Origin of the sequence: Ruegeria arenilitoris (genome assembly GCF_013032445.1) — a bacterium.
GTDB classification, from domain to species: Bacteria; Pseudomonadota; Alphaproteobacteria; order Rhodobacterales; family Rhodobacteraceae; genus Ruegeria; species Ruegeria arenilitoris_F.
Window position 1 is genome coordinate 1 of record NZ_WQCA01000041.1, and the last position, 16,365, is coordinate 16,365.

Annotated in this window: 17 protein-coding genes and 2 pseudogenes; 12 read left to right on the forward strand and 7 right to left on the reverse strand. The window is 52.1% G+C overall.

The features are described from left to right. A pseudogene (locus tag GOW98_RS25945) lies at positions 1-115 on the reverse strand (IS6 family transposase); the annotation flags it as partial. 313 nt (positions 116-428) lie between these two features. Between GOW98_RS25945 and GOW98_RS24015 the strand changes: the two are divergent. The 11 genes from GOW98_RS24015 to GOW98_RS24065 all read left to right on the forward strand — a co-directional run bounded on the left by GOW98_RS24015 (position 429) and on the right by GOW98_RS24065 (position 10,643). Then, entirely contained in the window at positions 429-596 is a 168-nt protein-coding gene (locus GOW98_RS24015) for a Flp family type IVb pilin (RefSeq protein ID WP_170336905.1), read from the forward strand. A gap of 144 nt (positions 597-740) precedes the next feature. Beyond that, positions 741-1,556 (forward strand): Flp pilus assembly protein CpaB, encoded by an 816-nt coding sequence (gene cpaB / locus GOW98_RS24020; protein ID WP_170336907.1) that lies wholly within the window; start codon positions 741-743, stop codon positions 1,554-1,556. A 14-nt stretch (positions 1,557-1,570) separates the two neighbouring features. After that, entirely contained in the window at positions 1,571-3,136 is a 1,566-nt protein-coding gene (locus GOW98_RS24025) for a pilus assembly protein TadG-related protein (protein WP_170336909.1), read from the forward strand. After that, positions 3,129-3,647: a TadE/TadG family type IV pilus assembly protein gene (locus tag GOW98_RS24030; protein WP_170336911.1), complete on the forward strand. Its 519-nt coding sequence runs from the start codon at positions 3,129-3,131 to the stop codon at positions 3,645-3,647. Before GOW98_RS24025 ends, GOW98_RS24030 begins: the two co-directional genes overlap by 8 nt. Further along, complete coding sequence (locus GOW98_RS24035) at positions 3,644-4,345, forward strand: TadE/TadG family type IV pilus assembly protein (RefSeq protein ID WP_170336913.1); 702 nt, start codon at positions 3,644-3,646, stop codon at positions 4,343-4,345. The genes GOW98_RS24030 and GOW98_RS24035 overlap by 4 nt, the downstream gene beginning before the upstream one ends. A gap of 24 nt (positions 4,346-4,369) precedes the next feature. Next, the gene (locus tag GOW98_RS24040) at positions 4,370-5,578 is read left to right on the forward strand and encodes an AAA family ATPase (RefSeq protein WP_170336915.1); all 1,209 of its coding nucleotides are present in this window, start codon (positions 4,370-4,372) and stop codon (positions 5,576-5,578) included. Positions 5,579-5,592: 14 nt separating this feature from the next. Next, positions 5,593-6,981, forward strand: a complete 1,389-nt coding sequence (locus tag GOW98_RS24045) for a CpaF family protein (protein WP_170336917.1) — start codon at positions 5,593-5,595, stop codon at positions 6,979-6,981. Between the two features lie 4 nt (positions 6,982-6,985). After that, the gene (locus GOW98_RS24050; RefSeq protein WP_170336919.1) at positions 6,986-7,957 is read left to right on the forward strand and encodes a type II secretion system F family protein; all 972 of its coding nucleotides are present in this window, start codon (positions 6,986-6,988) and stop codon (positions 7,955-7,957) included. A gap of 10 nt (positions 7,958-7,967) precedes the next feature. Then, positions 7,968-8,969: a type II secretion system F family protein gene (locus GOW98_RS24055; protein ID WP_170336921.1), complete on the forward strand. Its 1,002-nt coding sequence runs from the start codon at positions 7,968-7,970 to the stop codon at positions 8,967-8,969. Between the two features lie 407 nt (positions 8,970-9,376). Further along, a complete protein-coding gene (locus GOW98_RS24060; RefSeq protein WP_170336923.1) occupies positions 9,377-10,165 on the forward strand; it encodes a helix-turn-helix transcriptional regulator in 789 nt (262 codons plus the stop codon). Then, on the forward strand, positions 10,155-10,643 hold the full coding sequence (locus tag GOW98_RS24065) for an A24 family peptidase (RefSeq protein ID WP_170336925.1): 489 nt from the start codon (positions 10,155-10,157) through the stop codon (positions 10,641-10,643). The genes GOW98_RS24060 and GOW98_RS24065 overlap by 11 nt, the downstream gene beginning before the upstream one ends. 481 nt (positions 10,644-11,124) lie before the next feature. On the opposite strand, the gene GOW98_RS24070 is transcribed toward GOW98_RS24065, so the two are convergent. The 3 genes from GOW98_RS24070 to GOW98_RS25615 form a co-directional block, all read right to left on the reverse strand. Further along, complete coding sequence (locus tag GOW98_RS24070; RefSeq protein ID WP_170336927.1) at positions 11,125-12,375, reverse strand: sensor histidine kinase; 1,251 nt, start codon at positions 12,373-12,375, stop codon at positions 11,125-11,127. A 77-nt stretch (positions 12,376-12,452) separates the two neighbouring features. Continuing rightward, entirely contained in the window at positions 12,453-13,112 is a 660-nt protein-coding gene (locus GOW98_RS24075) for a response regulator transcription factor (RefSeq protein ID WP_170336929.1), read from the reverse strand. 38 nt (positions 13,113-13,150) lie between these two features. Next, positions 13,151-13,786 carry a PepSY domain-containing protein gene (locus GOW98_RS25615; RefSeq protein WP_217359726.1) on the reverse strand — a complete coding sequence of 212 codons (636 nt, stop codon included), beginning with the start codon at positions 13,784-13,786 and terminating at the stop codon, positions 13,151-13,153. Between the two features lie 232 nt (positions 13,787-14,018). On the opposite strand from GOW98_RS25615, the gene GOW98_RS24085 reads away from it, so the two are divergent. Further along, positions 14,019-15,164: a hypothetical protein gene (locus tag GOW98_RS24085; protein ID WP_170336903.1), complete on the forward strand. Its 1,146-nt coding sequence runs from the start codon at positions 14,019-14,021 to the stop codon at positions 15,162-15,164. Positions 15,165-15,422: 258 nt separating this feature from the next. Here GOW98_RS24085 and GOW98_RS24090 read toward each other — a convergent pair whose 3' ends face one another. The 3 genes and pseudogenes from GOW98_RS24090 to GOW98_RS24095 form a co-directional block, all read right to left on the reverse strand. After that, on the reverse strand, positions 15,423-15,611 hold the full coding sequence (locus GOW98_RS24090; RefSeq protein WP_170336931.1) for a hypothetical protein: 189 nt from the start codon (positions 15,609-15,611) through the stop codon (positions 15,423-15,425). Between the two features lie 207 nt (positions 15,612-15,818). After that, a pseudogene (locus GOW98_RS25620) lies at positions 15,819-16,082 on the reverse strand (DDE-type integrase/transposase/recombinase); the annotation flags it as partial. Between the two features lie 53 nt (positions 16,083-16,135). Further along, a partial coding sequence (locus tag GOW98_RS24095) for a DDE-type integrase/transposase/recombinase (RefSeq protein ID WP_170336934.1) occupies positions 16,136-16,365 on the reverse strand: 230 nt, incomplete at its 5' end.

Genomic DNA, 16,365 nt, shown 5'->3' on the forward strand with positions numbered 1-16,365 from the left:
GCAGTAGATCTTCGACATTCCGAAGCGAGAGAGGGAATCGGATGTACAGCATCACCGCCAAGCGGATGATCTTGGGACTGGTTTTGAAGTATTTGAATGAGGCAGGTCTGGTCATGGGCAAAAGCTACGCAACACCCCTACCCCGCTCAAGCAAAGTTCTTCTGACAAGACCTCTCTGACTAGGTTCGAATCAGAATTCCAGTTGCGACGCCCGCGAACAAAATCGGGCAAATCCGTGGCTGAAAAATAGCCTATGCGCCAAGTAATTCACCCTATACGTGTATTTTTCCCAGCTTTGAATGATGCGCACTCAAGCCCGAGGGCCGTACCATTGATGCATACTCCGTCGAAAGTTGGGGGGGGTATGACCGCCGCTAATTTGTACGGCAACAGTGTGAAACTAATAAGTTTTCTAGGAGAGTAAAATGTTGAAACTTTATGTAATCATGAAAAGCCTGGCACGTGATGAGCGCGGCGCGACCATCGTCGAGTACGGGGTCGCACTTACCGTCGTCACAGCCATCGCTGTTCTCACCCTGACGAACCTGGGTGCTGACGTGAACACTCAATTCACCGAAGCAGAAGGCCTGATGTAAGCGCCTGTTTGAACGCAAAGTACGCGGTACAAGTGGTGCCGCGTGCTTTCCACCCATGACGGGATTTCTTGATCCATCGGCAAAGTGTGACCGTTCAAAGCGGCTCATTCGATGAACGCAAAGAAATAGCTGAAGGAGAACGAGATGAGACTTTCTGCCATTTTCACTGCATTGACGGGATTGGCCGTAGCCGGAGGATCAGTTTACGTCGCTCGCGACTACATCCGGTTTGACACTACAACAACCAGTGTCGGAGCTGAAAGTGAGACTGTCAGCGTGGTCGTGGCATCGCGCGACATTTCATTTGGCGAGGAAATTAACCCAGGTGCGTTGACAACAATCGAGTGGCCCCGTGGCGCTCTTCCCGTTGGAGTTTTTACTGGCTACGACGACCTGATCGCCGCCGCCAACATGCCGACCCGACGTGCTCGCCGAGCGATTACTCAGGGTGAGCTCATTCTGAGTAACAAGGTTTCTGATTTTGGTGAAAAGGTCACAATCGTTCAAACCATCGGTGCGGATCACCGTGCTATGGCGATCGAAGTAGATGCTGAAACAGCTGTCGGGGGTTTTGTCACGCCAGGTGACCGTGTCGATATCGTGATGACGACCGGCGAGAAAAAGAACATGCAAGCCGTGACTATTCTGCAGAATATTCGGGTTATCGGCGTCGATCAGGAATCTGACGAGCAGACCGACCAGCCAGTAGTCGCGCGAACGGTCACGGTTGCAGTCACACCTGATCAAGTCCAACGCCTGGCTTTGGCACAGCGCGCGGGTCGGCTGAGTCTGACGTTGCGGTCCATCGATGACACCGAAGACAGGGCGCTAACCATGACACGCCTGAATGATCTTCTTGTTGACGAACCAAAAACTCCAACGGCCGTAGACGAACCTGTGCGTCGAACCGTAATCCGCGTTCGCCGCGGCACCGAAGTGACCGAAGCCGTCATCAATTGAACCTGTCAGAGAAAGTGTCGATTGTGTTCTTCGCAAATATCATAAGTCATTTCCGTCGCTCTGAAGATGGCGCGATCCTGGTATTTGCCGCAGTGGCGCTGTCGGCGATGATAGGTATGGCGGCTCTCGCCTTTGACATTGGACGCGTCACTACAACTCAGTCCGAATTGCAAAGCTTCGCGGACAACGTGGCATTGGCGGCCGCTGGAGAATTGGATGGGCGGCCCGACGCAATCACTCGCGCGACGAACGCAGCGGCGAGGATGATCCGTGATCGCCAGACTTTTGGGGTACGCAACAAGGATCAGCTTCTTTCCGGCTCTACCGACTACCAGCTGCAGTTCTATGAAAGTCCGACCGACAATTCGATGGAACCTGCACAACCTGCGCAGTTGTTGGACGCCTCCGACGCCGCAAGCGCATCCATCGCATCTTTCGTCCGCGTGACAATAGACACACACGAAGTCGAGACGCCTCTGGCGGCAGCAACGGCGGCTCTCATCGGTAATTCGCGCCCTTTCGCCACTGTAAGTGCCGAAGCCGTTGCAGGGTTTACGTTGTTGGCCTGCGACATCACTCCTATGTTTATTTGCTTGCCTCAACCAAGCTTGGACTTGTCTGAAGGCCAGCTTGTCAAAATGGTGAGCCAGGGCGGCAATGATCAATGGGGGCCGGGCAATTTCGGCTTTCTCTCCGCCAACCAGAATCTGGCGATCGATACTGCTGGCGCTTGTGCGTCTGTACCGCCCGGTCAGGAAGACTCATGTGCGTTGGCCGCGTCACGTGCTGTGTCCATGTGTTTTAGTCAACGGGCGGTGGAAACCCGTCCTGGCCTGAGTGTTGGCAATATGATCGCAGGATTTAACACGCGGTTTGACAGATTTGAAGCAAGCGCCGGACAATTCCAGAATGACAGACGCTACGATGTCGATAACTTCGCCGCATCCCCGCATGTTCTGGACGGTTGGATTACGTCTGCAAACGGAAACAACTGCACCAATGAAAAGGCCCCGCCCTACGAAGTTGACGGCGTGATTGATCCTACTGCAACGGTTGGTTTGCCTCTGGATGACTGCTTCGATACCGGCGGTTGCCCCTTATCACGCGTTGGCGATGGCAACTTTTCGACGGGGCTCGAAGATTATCTGACCATTAATTACGGCGCAGATTTCAGCAACCCCGTTCCGACTGGTGTTCCAGCCTGGTTCCCAACAAGCGGAACTCGGCACGAAATTTATAACGCAGAAGTAGCCAACCAAGCCGCACTGGAAGCCATTCTGGCGGCTGGTGGCAAATCCGAAAGCAGCATGCCTGCTTGCCAGCCCCCTTCGCCCTCGCGCGCAAATCCTCGTCGCCGTGTCATCACAGTGGCTGGAATTGATTGTGCCACCTATGAAAGCGAGCTGAACGGAGGATCGGGCTCTATCCCGGTGACAAGTTTCATCGAGATGTTCCTGATCCGTCCGTCCGAGGCGGGAAACACCGGCGCGAACGCGGTCATCTATGGTGAGGTCATCAAGATCGTATCTGACGGATCTGGCGGCGGCGTAATTCACGATCTGGTTCAGCTTTATGAGTAAGGTCATGTTTGTACTGTCGAAATATATTCAACAAGAAGCCCTTCGACTTAAGAAGGACCAATCGGGCGCATCCATTATAGAGTTTGCGATCCTGCTTCCGCTCATGTTGGCGACATTTGCCTTGATCGCCGAGGGTGGGCGTTTGTTCTGGTCTTATCAAAATGCGATCACAGGCGTTCGGGACACCGCGCGATACGTCGGGAGAATTGCACCTTCCGACCTGTGTGCGGCGTCGCCAAGTGCTGCGATCAGCGATTATCAGACGGCTGTCTCCAACACTCTGTCGTCGCTTTCGACCACAAACATCACCATAGGATTGGACGATCTTTCACTCGAATGTGTCGGGACCTCAGGCGAATATCGTGTTTCGCCCACACCTGTGGCCGTTCTCACTGCGTCACTGACAATTTCGGATCTTCCGTTTGCGCCTTTGTTCCAACTTGTTGGTGGCGCCGAACGGACGCAGATCCAGACCACTGTAACAGATCGCAGCCGGGTGTTTGGACCATGACCCATCGTATTGAACGCATAAAGCGGGATGTGTCTCGTCTAACCCGCGATGAAGACGGTTCAACCATCGTGGAGATGGCGGTTGTCCTGCCCTTGTTCCTTCTGATCTTTCTGGGTCTGATCGACTTCGGAAGGCTCGCGTTTCACTATATAGCCGCGGAAAAAACTGCCCAGGTTGCAGCCAGAATGGCAGCCGTTATGCCGCCCGCCTGCGACGGTATACCAACAACCAACTTCCGAGGCGGCTATACCGATGTTTCCGGACCGCGTTTTGGTACAAATTGCAGCTTTGCGACTGGGGTCTGTTTTGTACCTACATTGGAGGACTCGACCTGCGATGGCGATGATCCCGCTAGCGTCGCGGCGCAAACCACCAGGAACGAAATCTGGAATATGCTTCAGTTTGCGGTTCCCAATGATCCTACAGCCAATTTTGACGCCGGAAACATTGAATACACTTACGAATTCGATCCCCAGATGAATTTCCTTGGCGGCCCCTATGTGCCTAACGTCACGGTCACCATCGAAGCGCTTCCTTTCCGGTTCGTATCTCCGTTGGGGGCGCTTGCTGCCCTGGCGGTGGGTGGTGATACCCCCGAAACCGATGCACTGACCGATGCAACCACGGATTTCAAGATTTTTTCCGATTTCAGCGCAACCCTTCCAGGCGAAGACCTCGCCAACGGAACCAACGGTTGAATGTTAAAAAATAGGAGCTGCAATATGACCCACAAATCATTGGCCCTAATCTCTGACAACGAATCGATCATTAGCTCGGTCACTAAGGCAGTTGATCGCTTAGAGGATCATTCACTCGAAACGCTTACAGGAACATTATCTTCGGTAAACGGGCATGCGAGCCAGTTGCTGAATAACAATGATCTCTTGGTGTTCACGCTTTCTGAAGATGTGGATATGGAAATAGTCAGCGACCTGCGTCGTAGTGCCGGCCCAAGTGCTACCATTCTTGCGCTCAGTGACCGAGATATCTCTTTGTCTGATGCCCGAGCCCTGAACAAGGTGGGCGTCGACGAAATCCTACCATTTCCCATAGGGTCAGAGGAACTAAGAGAACAGATTCAAAAGCTTACAGTCGACAAGTCCCTGCTACCGGCTATTTACAACCCTCAAAAACAACGTTTGGGGCAAGTTATCAGTGTTTGTCCGGCTCGTGGGGGTATTGGCGCATCAACGCTGACAATTAACCTTGCCGACCAATTGCAAGGCTACTCCGGCATTTTCAGAAAAAAGACGCAGAACAAAGTCGCCATTGTCGATCTGGACCTGCAATTCGGAACTGTTGCAACGGCGTTGGACCTGGAACCGTCCTCTGGGCTTTTAAGAATGGCCCAACAAGGTGTGAATCCGGATCGGACCTTTCTTCAACAGTCGTTGGTGCAACACGCGTCCGGGTTGGAAGTTCTGAGCGCACCCGAGGATTTTATGCCGCTGGACGCCCTGACGCGTGAGCAAGTCACCACGCTAATCGAGACATTGCGTCACGATTTTGACTACGTCGTTATCGATCTGCCACGCATACTCGTTGACTGGATCGGTGCTGTCGTGACTGCTTCTGATCGGATGTTCATGATCGGAGACAGTTCGGTTTCTTCGGTTCGTCAATCCTGCCGTCTGATCGACTTCTTCACTAAGGAACGTCTCGCTCCCCCCGTTGAGATTGTTTTCAGCCGGGAAGCGAAGCCGACTTTTCGCTCAAGTCATCACGTAGAAGCGCAAAAAGCACTTGGTCGCGAGTTGCGGCATTGGCTGCCTTGTGATGCCCGTCACGCAAAGCAAGCCCTTGATCGGGGACAGTTGCTTTCTCAATCGGCAAACAACTGTGCCTTGTCCAAATCGATCAGAATGATGGGGCGCAAGATAATGAGTGAAACGAGTGGCGAGGCCAAAGACCTCAAAAACAACGCTGCTTAATTGGAGTAAAAGGTATGTTTGAAAAGTTTGCACGCGCCGGGCGCCCCAGTGAGGCAGAAGTTATCCAGTTGAGCCATCACTCAGAACAGAAAGCCGAGGAAGTTCAAGACGAACCCTCGGCTGAAGACAAGCAATTGGCCGATTGGCTAGAACTCAAAAGCACTTTGCACGAGGCTTTACTTGATCGACTGAACCTTTCGGTAATCGAAAAAGTCGAAAAAGATGTGCTTCGCCGCGAGGTGGCTGGGGTGGTCAGTAGCGCACTGTCCCAAACGGGCAAGCCGCTTAACACGGACGACTTCAATCGTATTGTCGACGAACTTCTGGATGAAATTCTGGGATTTGGCCCGTTGGAACCGCTTTTGGCGGACCCAACAATCAATGACATTTTGGTTAACGGGTATCAGACGGTATACGTCGAACGTTTTGGTTTGCTGGAACGAGCCCCGGTGCGTTTTCGTGACGAAAAACACTTGCTGCGCGTGATCGACAAGATTGTGAGCAAGATCGGACGCCGCGTTGACGAACGCCAGCCTTGGGTAGATGCACGGTTAGAGGACGGAAGCCGCGTCAACGCCATCATCCGTCCCTGTGCGATCGACGGGCCCAGCGTCTCTATCCGAAAATTCTCACAATCAAAACTGACGATGGACAAGCTGGTTGCGAATGGCGCGTTGAATGAAGGAGCAGCGCGGTTCCTGCAATCCTTGGTATACGCGCGCCTCAACGTTTTGATTGCAGGCGGAACAGGGTCCGGCAAGACAACCATGTTGAATGCCCTGTCGTCTTACATCGATCACGGTGAGCGTGTTGTAACAATCGAAGACGCGGCAGAATTGCAACTTCAGCAAGATCATGTCGTTCGCCTGGAAACGCGACCACCCTCCCCGTCTGGCGACGGTCAGGTCATTCAACGCGATCTGGTACGCAATGCGCTCCGGATGCGCCCCGACAGAATAATCGTCGGTGAGGTTCGCGGTGCAGAAACCTTTGACATGCTGCAAGCTATGAACACCGGGCATGATGGCTCAATGACAACTGTCCACGCGAATTCAGCGCGTGACTCACTCGGGCGGATCGAGCAAATGGTCACTATGACCGGGATAGAATTTCCGGCAGCAGCCATTCGATCCCAGATCGCGTCTGGTTTGCATTTTATAGTACACCTGTCCCGCTTGGCGGATGGGTCACGCCGCGTCACCAGCATTTCGGAAATAACCGGGATGGAAGGTGAGATTATCACAATGCAGGACATCTTCGTGTACCAGAAGAAGGGGCGCTCGGAAACCGGCGAGGTGATAGGGCAATTTGTGCCGACAGGTATTCGTCCGAAATGCTTTGATTTGCTCACGGCCGCCGGCGTCGATCTGGAGCCTGAAACATTCCGGGTATCAGGGGGTTAAAATTATGACTAATATCAACACCGTAGAACTCCTGAATTATCTGACACTCGTATGCGTTTTCGTTGGTATATTCTTGGTCATCACAGGTTTTCTGCATTTAGTTCGAGGAGGCGAAAACCACTCAGAGGCCCGCAACCGCCGCTTGCGCATGGTCCGGGGGGGTGTGTCTGACGAAGAGCGTCTTTCGCTTCTTCTCCCGGACGCACACACTGGACTCTGGTCTCGGGTCCCGTTTTTTGGAAAGCTGCCGGAAACACTGGTCCAGGCAGGATTGCAAATATCGCCGCAGAACTTTTTACTACTGTCCGCATTTGGCACTGCTGCAGTGGCTATCGCTGGCGTATTCTTTCTTACCGTCTGGCAAGCCATTCCCATAGCCTTTGTATTGGGCGCAGTCGTACCCGCGCTGATTGTCAAATCACGTCAGGCAGAGCGCCAAAAGCTCCTGACCGGTCAGTTACCCGACGCCTTGGAACTCATGGCGCGTGGCCTAAAAATTGGCCATCCGGTAAACACCTCGATCAAAGCTGTCGCGGATGAGATGCAAGACCCAATCGGGACTGAGTTCGGGATTATCTTCGACCAGATAAGTTTCGGGGACGAGTTGCCTGATGCTGTTCAGGACTTCGCTGACCGTGTCGGTTCTGAGGACGCGCAATACCTGGCTGCCAGTATGGCAATCCAGCATGGTACCGGCGGTGATCTTGAACGGATCGTTACCGTTCTTGCCACTGTTATCAGAAGACGGATCGCTTTGCGCGGACGTATCAAGGCAATCTCCGCTGAAGGACGTCTGTCCGGGGTACTGCTGTCGATCATTCCACTGGTGATCATGGGCATAATGTCTGTCAACGCGCCGGGATATTACACCGATGTGAGTGACGATCCGGCGTTCATCAAACTTGCCGTGCTGGTTGTGGTTTTGATGATCTCCAACGTCGTTGTTCTGTACAAGCTTGTTAACTTTCGCATTTGAGGTGAGTCCCATGGATCGCATTCTGGAAATGATGTCACTTCGCTTTGGCCTACCTGCTGAAACGATTTTATTAACTGTTTTTGGCCTTGGCGTGTTGTTAGTTTTTTTTGCCGTAAGCTCAGTCCTTAGCCGACGGCATCCTGCGGCGGTTCGTATCGCCAACTTGCGTGCTCAACGACTAGACGCGCGCAAGGATCGTGGCCTGTTGCGTGAGACAGTCGCTACACCCAAGGGCCTTTTTAAGGCTGCACTTCCAAGCCGACAGTCTGAGCGTCGCAAAATTGAAGACAAATTGATTCAGGCCGGACTGTCCAACCCAAACGCTTTACGCATCTACACGCTGACACGAGTCTGGTTGGGAGTTTTAATTCCGATGATTGTGGCTTTGCTTATCGTCGCGGCAAAAACGCCTGGAATTCCATTTCCCAGTTCAATTGCAAGTTTCTTTGAAAGCATTAGCAATGCCAATGCTATACAGCTTGTCGGGTTGCTAACTGGTGTAGGCTATTTCCTTCCCGCAATCTGGCTGAACCGCCGCAGAAAAGAGCGCCAACAAAAGATCCGAGACGCGTTTCCAAATGCGCTCGATCTTTTGCAGATTTCTCTGCAGGCCGGAATTGGGTTTGACGCTGCGATGACCCGGGTTGGGAATGAACTAGCGGCAGCTTCACCGGATCTTGCATTCGAATTTTTGAGCACGCAACATGAGATTCAGGCCGGGCGGCCACGCGGGGATGCATTATCCGAGATGGCGCGACGCACCGGTGTAGACGAAATTCGGTCTTTCGCCACCGTCGTTCAGCAATCAATGCGGTTTGGAACAAGTATGTCGGATGCATTGACGACCTACGCTTCGGAAATGAGAGACTGGCGCGAAAACAGAGCGCAGGAGTTAGCCAACCAACTGCCCGTAAAGATGTCCGCAGTTCTGGCTGCACTGATGTTGCCGACCCTGATGATTATTACTGCTGCACCGTCTCTGATTCGATACTTCCGGGGCTTTGGTGCTTAGCATTCGCCAATGCAATGCAACAATGATTAGGTCACATGGATAATGTTCCCAGATTGAAGCGCAAGAAGAGCATTTTGCATACGCACTTTGATCAAAGACGCAAAATAGTGCAAGGTAAATAGGCACTTATGTGCAATCTGGTCACTTTAAAAACGGGCATTTGGTTGAGTGGCGATGTCCACCAAAGACCGTCGGTTTAAAATGAACCGAATGCAAAAATCGAAAGTAGCGGGACGCAAACAGCTAAAGATATGGGGGCCGGCCACTTAAAAAGACCAGACATTTGGATGGGTGGGACTGTCTAAGGAAAGGCGTTGGTCGTGTTTTGACCAATGGTAAATAGTATGAAGGTTTTGTTTTCGGCGCATCACTCTGCGCTGGGTTCAATTGAACCAACCCAGGAACTTATGAAAGTTGTCGCCGCTCTTTGTCAGGCTTCACAGGGTAACGTTCCATTGTTGAACGCGCTGCGTGAAACTGCGCTTATGATCGGAGCAGATGCTGTCTCTATAAGCCGAGTTGACCTAGCGTGCGGAAAGGGCTCAGCGAAAGTACTGAGCTATGACGCCAATCCGCAGCACGACCATTCAGGCAGCTTTGATTTCTGTGTGGCACCGATCGTCTGCGGAAAGAATATGAGCCGGGCCAAGCCGGGATCTGCTTGGTTTGGTACACTTGATGATTTCGCTGAACATGAGCATTTTTTCGAACTTTATAAAAATCGTCGGCTGTCGGAATCCGTTTCGATATTGCTGGAACGGCGAAACGGGGATGCGGACTTTTGGGAATTGCATTTCTCTCGCCCGATTTCTACAGCATTGGAGAACATTCTGGCGCTTATTGGCCCAATACTCTCTGATTGTTGGAAAAAGAGGTCCCTTGGGCGGTTTTCCGAAGCGAAATTGTCGAGTGCGCGCAGAAAATCGGTAAAGAAATACGTCAAGGACATCCTATCTATGGACAACCCTTGCCGCTTGAGCCGTGCCGAATATCGGGTTTGCTTGTTGTTAGCCCGCGGCCTTAATAATGACGCCTTGTTATCCGAACTTTCAATTTCGATTTCTACTCTTCGTACGCATTTACGCAATATCTACGGCAAAACAGGTACGTCGTCTCAACCCGAATTGATTCATGATTTACTTACACCGGTCGTGAAACCCCAAGTGTCAAAGCTGGGTGGATCACATGTCGCCTGAGACCGAGCAGTTGGGCCCGCTGGTACTGATTGCACCGTTGTTAGTTATAATGGCTCTGCATGACCTGAAGAACCTCAAAATATCTAACATACTCGTGCTGATTTTGCTTTTCACCTTTTTGTTGTCAGCACCATTCTACCTTTCGTTTCAAGAAAGTATGCATCGGTTTCTAGGCGCACTGATAGTGTTTGCCTTGGGAGCAATCGGCTTCGCATTTCGCCTTTGGGGTGGCGGGGACGTAAAGGCAATTTCCGCGCTGGTTCTCTTTATTCCCAGCAATGGGCTTCTTCATTATTTTAATTGTTTTGCATTCTCCATGGGCGCCGGAATGCTAATTGTTGTCTCTGGTCGTCATATTCTTGCCTACCCTGAATGTTCTTGGAGGGCCTTTCGACCAAAAGCTGGCTACCCTATGGGTGTATCTATCGCTATGTCGGGGATTTTATGGCTAGTGATTTCGTTAGCTATTTCAACGTAAGATAATGTTAATCAAATTCGATCCAGTCTTATTTAATGTTAGAACCCATTGGTTTACGCACGGTGAACCTCTTCAAAGTTCGAAAAACGAGCGGTGACATACCTGCTCTTTTCTGGCTGAGCGATGCGAAGAAAGCGTGGACCCCATTCCCCTCAGGTCCCGGGTCCACACAAGTGTCGAAAACTGGTGAGTACAGCATTACGGCAAGACAAACGACTTAGGTTCTATGACCGCGTTCCCAAGGTCTTTCTCTCGGCCGTAGCCCTCGCAGTAACCCTCATCTACTGGTTATGAATCTTGCCTCTAAGACCTTTGGGCGAAAGGCCTAAGAAATCAGATTGGAAAAGAACAGGAGCAGACTACCAAAATAGACCAACCTCATCTTGGCTATGCCAGTTAAAAAATTCTTATGGAGCACAACAAACCGCGCTACTTACTTGGTCAGTGCACGTCGCCGGCGGCAAAGAAAATTGTCGTTTTTCTATCCTGAAACAATTGTATGACAAGCCAATCCGCCAAGGAGCTTCGATTTCTCTAACTCCAGTTTGCCACCGTATGCATTTATAAGATCAAGGGATATAGCCAACCCTAATCCTGTTCCGCTGACAGAGGTATCCAGACGTCTCCCAGACCGAAGCACCTCTTTTCGGGCGTCTTCTGGAATTCCAGGACCGTCGTCCTCAATGCAAAGTTCAATACCGTCTGCACATCGTTTGGCTGACAAGTGGATTTTTCCGCAACTCCATTTGAGAGCGTTGTCGAGGAGGTTACCGATCACCTCTTCTAAATCTTGGGCGTCCATTCTGACCCAAAGACCACGTTCGCACTCTGACGTGAGAGATTTACCTTCACGCTCTGCCATTACAGAGAACAATCGAGACAACCTCTCGACTGAATTGGAAAGGTCAGTTTTTGAGTGGGTGAGCTCGGCCGTATTTGACGCCCGCATTCGCGCAAGAGAGCGTTGTAGTTGAGCATCGATCCTACTCAAAGCATCGTCTGCAGGCACTGTGTCTACGCCAGTTTCTGACAAACTTGCCAATTCATTTCGGAGTATTGCCGTGGGCGTTTTAAGTGCATGCGCCAGGTCTGCCGCCTGCCTGCGGGAACTAGAAACAATCTCACGATTTCGATGAAGCAATTGGTTGAGGTCCTCCACGAGTGGAGCAACCTCTTCGGGATAACTCTCTGGATTTAGATCGTCCCCTTTGTCCCAGCGATGTCCTACATCTTCGCGCAACTTTCTTAAGGGGCCAATTATTGCAGACATTAGTAGAAGTGAGCTGGCAACTCCGATCAAGCCGATCAACACAAAAACCGGAAGCAGGTTATTTTGGGCAGCCCTGCGTTCGCTGATCAGTTCAAGCCTGCTTTCGGCAACAGATACTCCCCATTCTGTTCCATCTTCGAATGTGATCTTCTGGTAGATACTGCGGACTGCTTCGTTATCCGGCCCTAGAGTATTCCAGACCGCCGCCCCCTCGCCCGCACCTGAAGGTTCTGCAATCGTTTCGTCAAAGAGTGAGGCGGATGTAAAGGTAGCCCCACTGCCATCCGTCACCTGCCAATATCTGCCTGAAAATGGCGTGCTGTAGCCTGGGTCGAACATCAAATCCCGCAAGGCTTCTGGGTTATCCGTGGTGGCGCTAAGCCCAACAACAAGCTGCGTGTGCCTGTCGCGCAACGTCTCGTCGAACTGTTCCAGAACGCGGGTATTGATGTAGGACAGCACAACTAATGTCCCGACGCCTACGGACAACGCGCCAGAGGCGAGACCACCTAGCAAGGCACGTTGACGCAGAGATAGCATCACGCGGTATCGATCATGTAGCCGCGTCCTCTGACCGTCGTGATTAGGTTCGGGCCTAATTTTTTACGGAGTCGGGTTATGAAAACGGCAATGGTATTTGAGTCCCTGTCACCGTCATATTCGTAAATATGCTCTGACAACTCAGTTCGTGAAACCATGCGTCCTATATTGTGCGCAAGGTATGTCAGCACAGCTATCTCCTGCGCGGTCAGATCAACGGGAATTCCACCCAAGCTGGCGCGTCCGTTTCGCGTATCCAGAGAGACGTCCCCCATTTCAATCACCGGGTTCATTTGGCCACTCTGTCTGCGCAGGATTGCTCGGACGCGTGCTGCCAGTTCCGGCATGTGAAATGGCTTGGTCATATAATCATCCGCACCTGCGTCAAGGCCATCGACACGCTCACTCCACCCATCACGAGCCGTGAGAATCAGTACCGGAGTTTTGACGCCTGCGCTTCGCCATTCTCGTAATACGGAAATACCGTCACGTTCTGGCAACCCAATGTCGAGAATGATCATGTCATATGGTTCGGTCGCCCCCAAGTGCAACGCATCCGTCCCATTGTTGGCCACATCTACTACGCGGCCTTCTGCGCCCAAAAGCTTTTTGATCTGTTCGCACAGCTGCGGTTCATCTTCGGCCAGAAGTACTCTCATAAACAATAACTACAGCTACAGCGGCATTGGTTTAAGTACTATTTCTTGCCGTTGCCTTTGCCGCCGCCGTTACCTCCGCTGTTCCCGCCGCCATTGCCACCGCTGTTACCGCCGCCATTGCCACCGCTGTTACCGCCGCCATTACCTCCGCCGTTACCGCCGCCATTGCCTCCACCGTTACCGCCGCCATTGCCACCGCCATTGCCTCCGCCGTTACCGCCGCCATTGCCTCCGCCGTTACCGCCGCCATTGCCACCGCCGTTACCGCCACCATTGCCACCGCCGCTGTTACTCTTGCTGCTGTCACCACGGCTGGCCGCGGAACTGCGGCTCTTATTTGACTGGCCATTGCCATAGGCTTTTTTGGAATTAGTTTGCGCGGCCTTTGATATTTGACGACCTACGCTGGATCGATTGGATACCACCGCACCGGTCTGGGCATTCACCACCACACTGACAATCTTGCCATTGGGTTTTTTAACCAAAATACGATAATAGATTTCGTCCGCTAGAAATGCACGCGCATCTACCGGGGTGCCTCCAAAAGCCTTTTCAACGCCCTTGATAACCCGTTTCAAGCGGATTGTGTTTCCTGACAGAGTCGCTTTACGCAGTTCGCCTTGTTTGAGTTCGCGAGTGTCAGCAACCGCTTCCCCACTGGAAAAAGCAGTCACCAAGCTTGCTGCCAACAAGAACGACTTCACTCGCATCAAACCCTCGCACTTATCTGCCGAGAATACCCAACCCAACATGAACCATTGATGAACAAGCAGTTAGCCCTGCGTTCAAGCGCTCTCAAGTTAAATGTCACAAGCTATCAGTGATTCATACGCACTGCAGACGAACGGGCTCTGGGATTTGTCCTACAAAACCGGTGGCCGCGGGCGTTCTATTAAGGAGATTGACATGAAAGCCACCACATCGGGACTTCTGAAAGCTACTACATTGGCGATAGCACTGCTGGGATCGTCGGCCATTATCGCTGCGTTTGCCGCCCCGGATATTGTCTATGCAAAAGAAGGCAAGGGCAACGGCGGTGGAAAAGGCGGTGGTAACGGTGGCGGAAAAGGCGGCGGTGAAGGAAAGGGCGGCGGCGAAGGCAAAGGCGGCGGAAAAGGCAACGGCGGTGGAAAAGGCAACAGCGGCGGGAAAGGCGACTCCGCCAAAGGTAAGAGTGGAGATCGCAGCTCGGCGGGCAAAAGTAGTGGCGGAAAAGAAGCTGGCAAAGCCCGTGATGGCCGCAGGGCCGGGGCGTCCAACCAAGGCAAGACAAAAACTAAGTCTGCACGTGCTACTTCGGGGAAAAACAATCGGTTTTCTTTGAAAGACCTGTTCAGCGGAAAAGGTAAAACAAGGACCACTGCAACATCTAAGAAGGGCGGTATCTTTGGTGGCAGCAAGCAAAAGCCCAAGTCACAAACAAGGATTTCTCGAACCACGACTGTCGAAAAATCTCTTCGCCCTGCCGTTCGAACCAAAGGCAACAGGATAGCATCACTTCTTGGGGCCCATCCGTCTGAATTGGGCGCGTTGAACGCTGCCAACGCAAGCGCAACCGCTTTGGCAAACGCTTCTCCCAATTCTCGCGTAGGTCGAATTGCCAACTATCGCGACACGGTACTGGACGGAGAACCGCTGCGTCAGGAATACGCGGATCAGTTGGAGGAATTTGCAGGGCTTGAGCCACCAGAGCGTGAAGTTTCTGAAATTGAGGAAGACCTGGAAGCCGCGCTGGATGATGTTCAGAACAATAGGCAACGGGTCGAAGATCTTGAACAGGCACTGGAAGACGCCGGTGGCACTGATCCTGAGATCGAAAACGAGTTGGAAGAAGCGCGTAAGGAACTGGATGACTCTGTCGAGGAAGCGCAGAACCTGAACGATGAAAGAAAAGCTGCCATCGAATATGACGAAGCAGCCGAAGAAGTGCAGGAACTGGCCGATCTTGTCGAAGAACAGGAATTGACCGAACGTGAAGCTCTGGAAGCCGCAGCTAACAAACCAGTCACCGATGCAGTTGAAGAAGAGGTTAAGTCGTTGCTGGGCCTTTAATTAAAGGGCCTCAAAACGCCAATACGATTTTCAATCAGTGCTCACTACTCACGGAAGTACTGGAAGTCGGGCCAGCCACGTGCTTTGGGAAAAGTGCAAATGGCTGGCCCATACTTTTCTTAAGTCGGGGTCTTATGGCGGACCTCGTTTGCGGTAAACCCAAAAAGAAACCCCGCCCTGGATCAGGGCGGGATTGAGTTTTCAATTCCGATAGGTTGGACGATTATCGGGAATTGTCGGGGGTCTGCTGAACTGCCTTCAGACTTTGTTTTTTGCCTCAAGAAACCGCTTGTTTTTAATGATATCGGTTAGTGCATTTTCTATAGGAGGGAAGCGGCCACTGCTCGCATTGGTCGTAGTTGGCAAACATTCTTCGGCAAGTTCACCGGAGGTTTGCGCCACAGCTCTTATGCTGGAGTCTTCAATCACAAAGGCAGATTTGATCATGCTTTTCCCCTGTTGGCAATCACACAGGCACCACCCGTCTGATCCAATATAAACAATATGCCGGAGAGTAGTTGAACACATTGGGAATACACTGTTCACGTTCAGTTAATGTTGTTTACGAAATAAGGACAAATGAACCAAAAGGCGTCCGAGGGGTACTGTAAGACAAATTCGAACCAGTCTTTGGTAGACCAGTATAACTGCCTTTTATGACGCACCAAGTTCGCGCCACCCGGCAAGAGCGGCGGTGCGTGTCAGCTTGAAGATGTCTCGGCTGGCTAGCGATCTTTCCTGGTTGATGTGATTGTAGACGAAGGAGAGAACGGACGCGAAATTCTTCAAACTACGCATGCGCCTGAAACGTTGCATGGCGCGTTCGCGTCGTCGAAACGGAAGATGCGAATTCTCGACGCGGTTATTGAGTCACCTGCCTGTTTGCTGTTTTACGGGTGCACCAAGTTCTCTGAGCGCGGTGCTGTCAGACGAATTCGAACCAGTCTCAGTTTGCTGCGGAAACCGTGAACCTATCCGGAACAAAGTTGACGCCACTCGGCCAGGGCGGCGGTGCGTGTCAGCTTGAAGGTATCTCGGCTGGTCAGCGATCTTTCCTGGTTGAAGTGGTTGTATACGGAGGAATGGACGGCGGCGAATTTCTGCAAACTTCGCATGCGCCTGAAACGTTGCATGGCGCGTTCACGCCGTCGAAACGGCAGGTGCGAATTCTCGACGCGGTTGTTGAGCCACCTGCCCGTCT

Coding starts and splice junctions, on each gene's coding strand:
- GOW98_RS24060 (WP_170336923.1), top strand. CDS start 9,377: ATGAAAGTTGTCGCCGCTCTTTGTCAGGCTTCACAGGGTAACGTTCCA.
- GOW98_RS24045 (WP_170336917.1), top strand. CDS start 5,593: ATGTTTGAAAAGTTTGCACGCGCCGGGCGCCCCAGTGAGGCAGAAGTT.
- GOW98_RS24055 (WP_170336921.1), top strand. CDS start 7,968: ATGGATCGCATTCTGGAAATGATGTCACTTCGCTTTGGCCTACCTGCT.
- GOW98_RS24030 (WP_170336911.1), top strand. CDS start 3,129: ATGAGTAAGGTCATGTTTGTACTGTCGAAATATATTCAACAAGAAGCC.
- GOW98_RS24040 (WP_170336915.1), top strand. CDS start 4,370: ATGACCCACAAATCATTGGCCCTAATCTCTGACAACGAATCGATCATT.
- cpaB (WP_170336907.1), top strand. CDS start 741: ATGAGACTTTCTGCCATTTTCACTGCATTGACGGGATTGGCCGTAGCC.
- GOW98_RS24090 (WP_170336931.1), bottom strand. CDS start 15,611: ATGATCAAATCTGCCTTTGTGATTGAAGACTCCAGCATAAGAGCTGTG.
- GOW98_RS24075 (WP_170336929.1), bottom strand. CDS start 13,112: ATGAGAGTACTTCTGGCCGAAGATGAACCGCAGCTGTGCGAACAGATC.
- GOW98_RS24050 (WP_170336919.1), top strand. CDS start 6,986: ATGACTAATATCAACACCGTAGAACTCCTGAATTATCTGACACTCGTA.
- GOW98_RS24085 (WP_170336903.1), top strand. CDS start 14,019: ATGAAAGCCACCACATCGGGACTTCTGAAAGCTACTACATTGGCGATA.
- GOW98_RS24035 (WP_170336913.1), top strand. CDS start 3,644: ATGACCCATCGTATTGAACGCATAAAGCGGGATGTGTCTCGTCTAACC.
- GOW98_RS24065 (WP_170336925.1), top strand. CDS start 10,155: ATGTCGCCTGAGACCGAGCAGTTGGGCCCGCTGGTACTGATTGCACCG.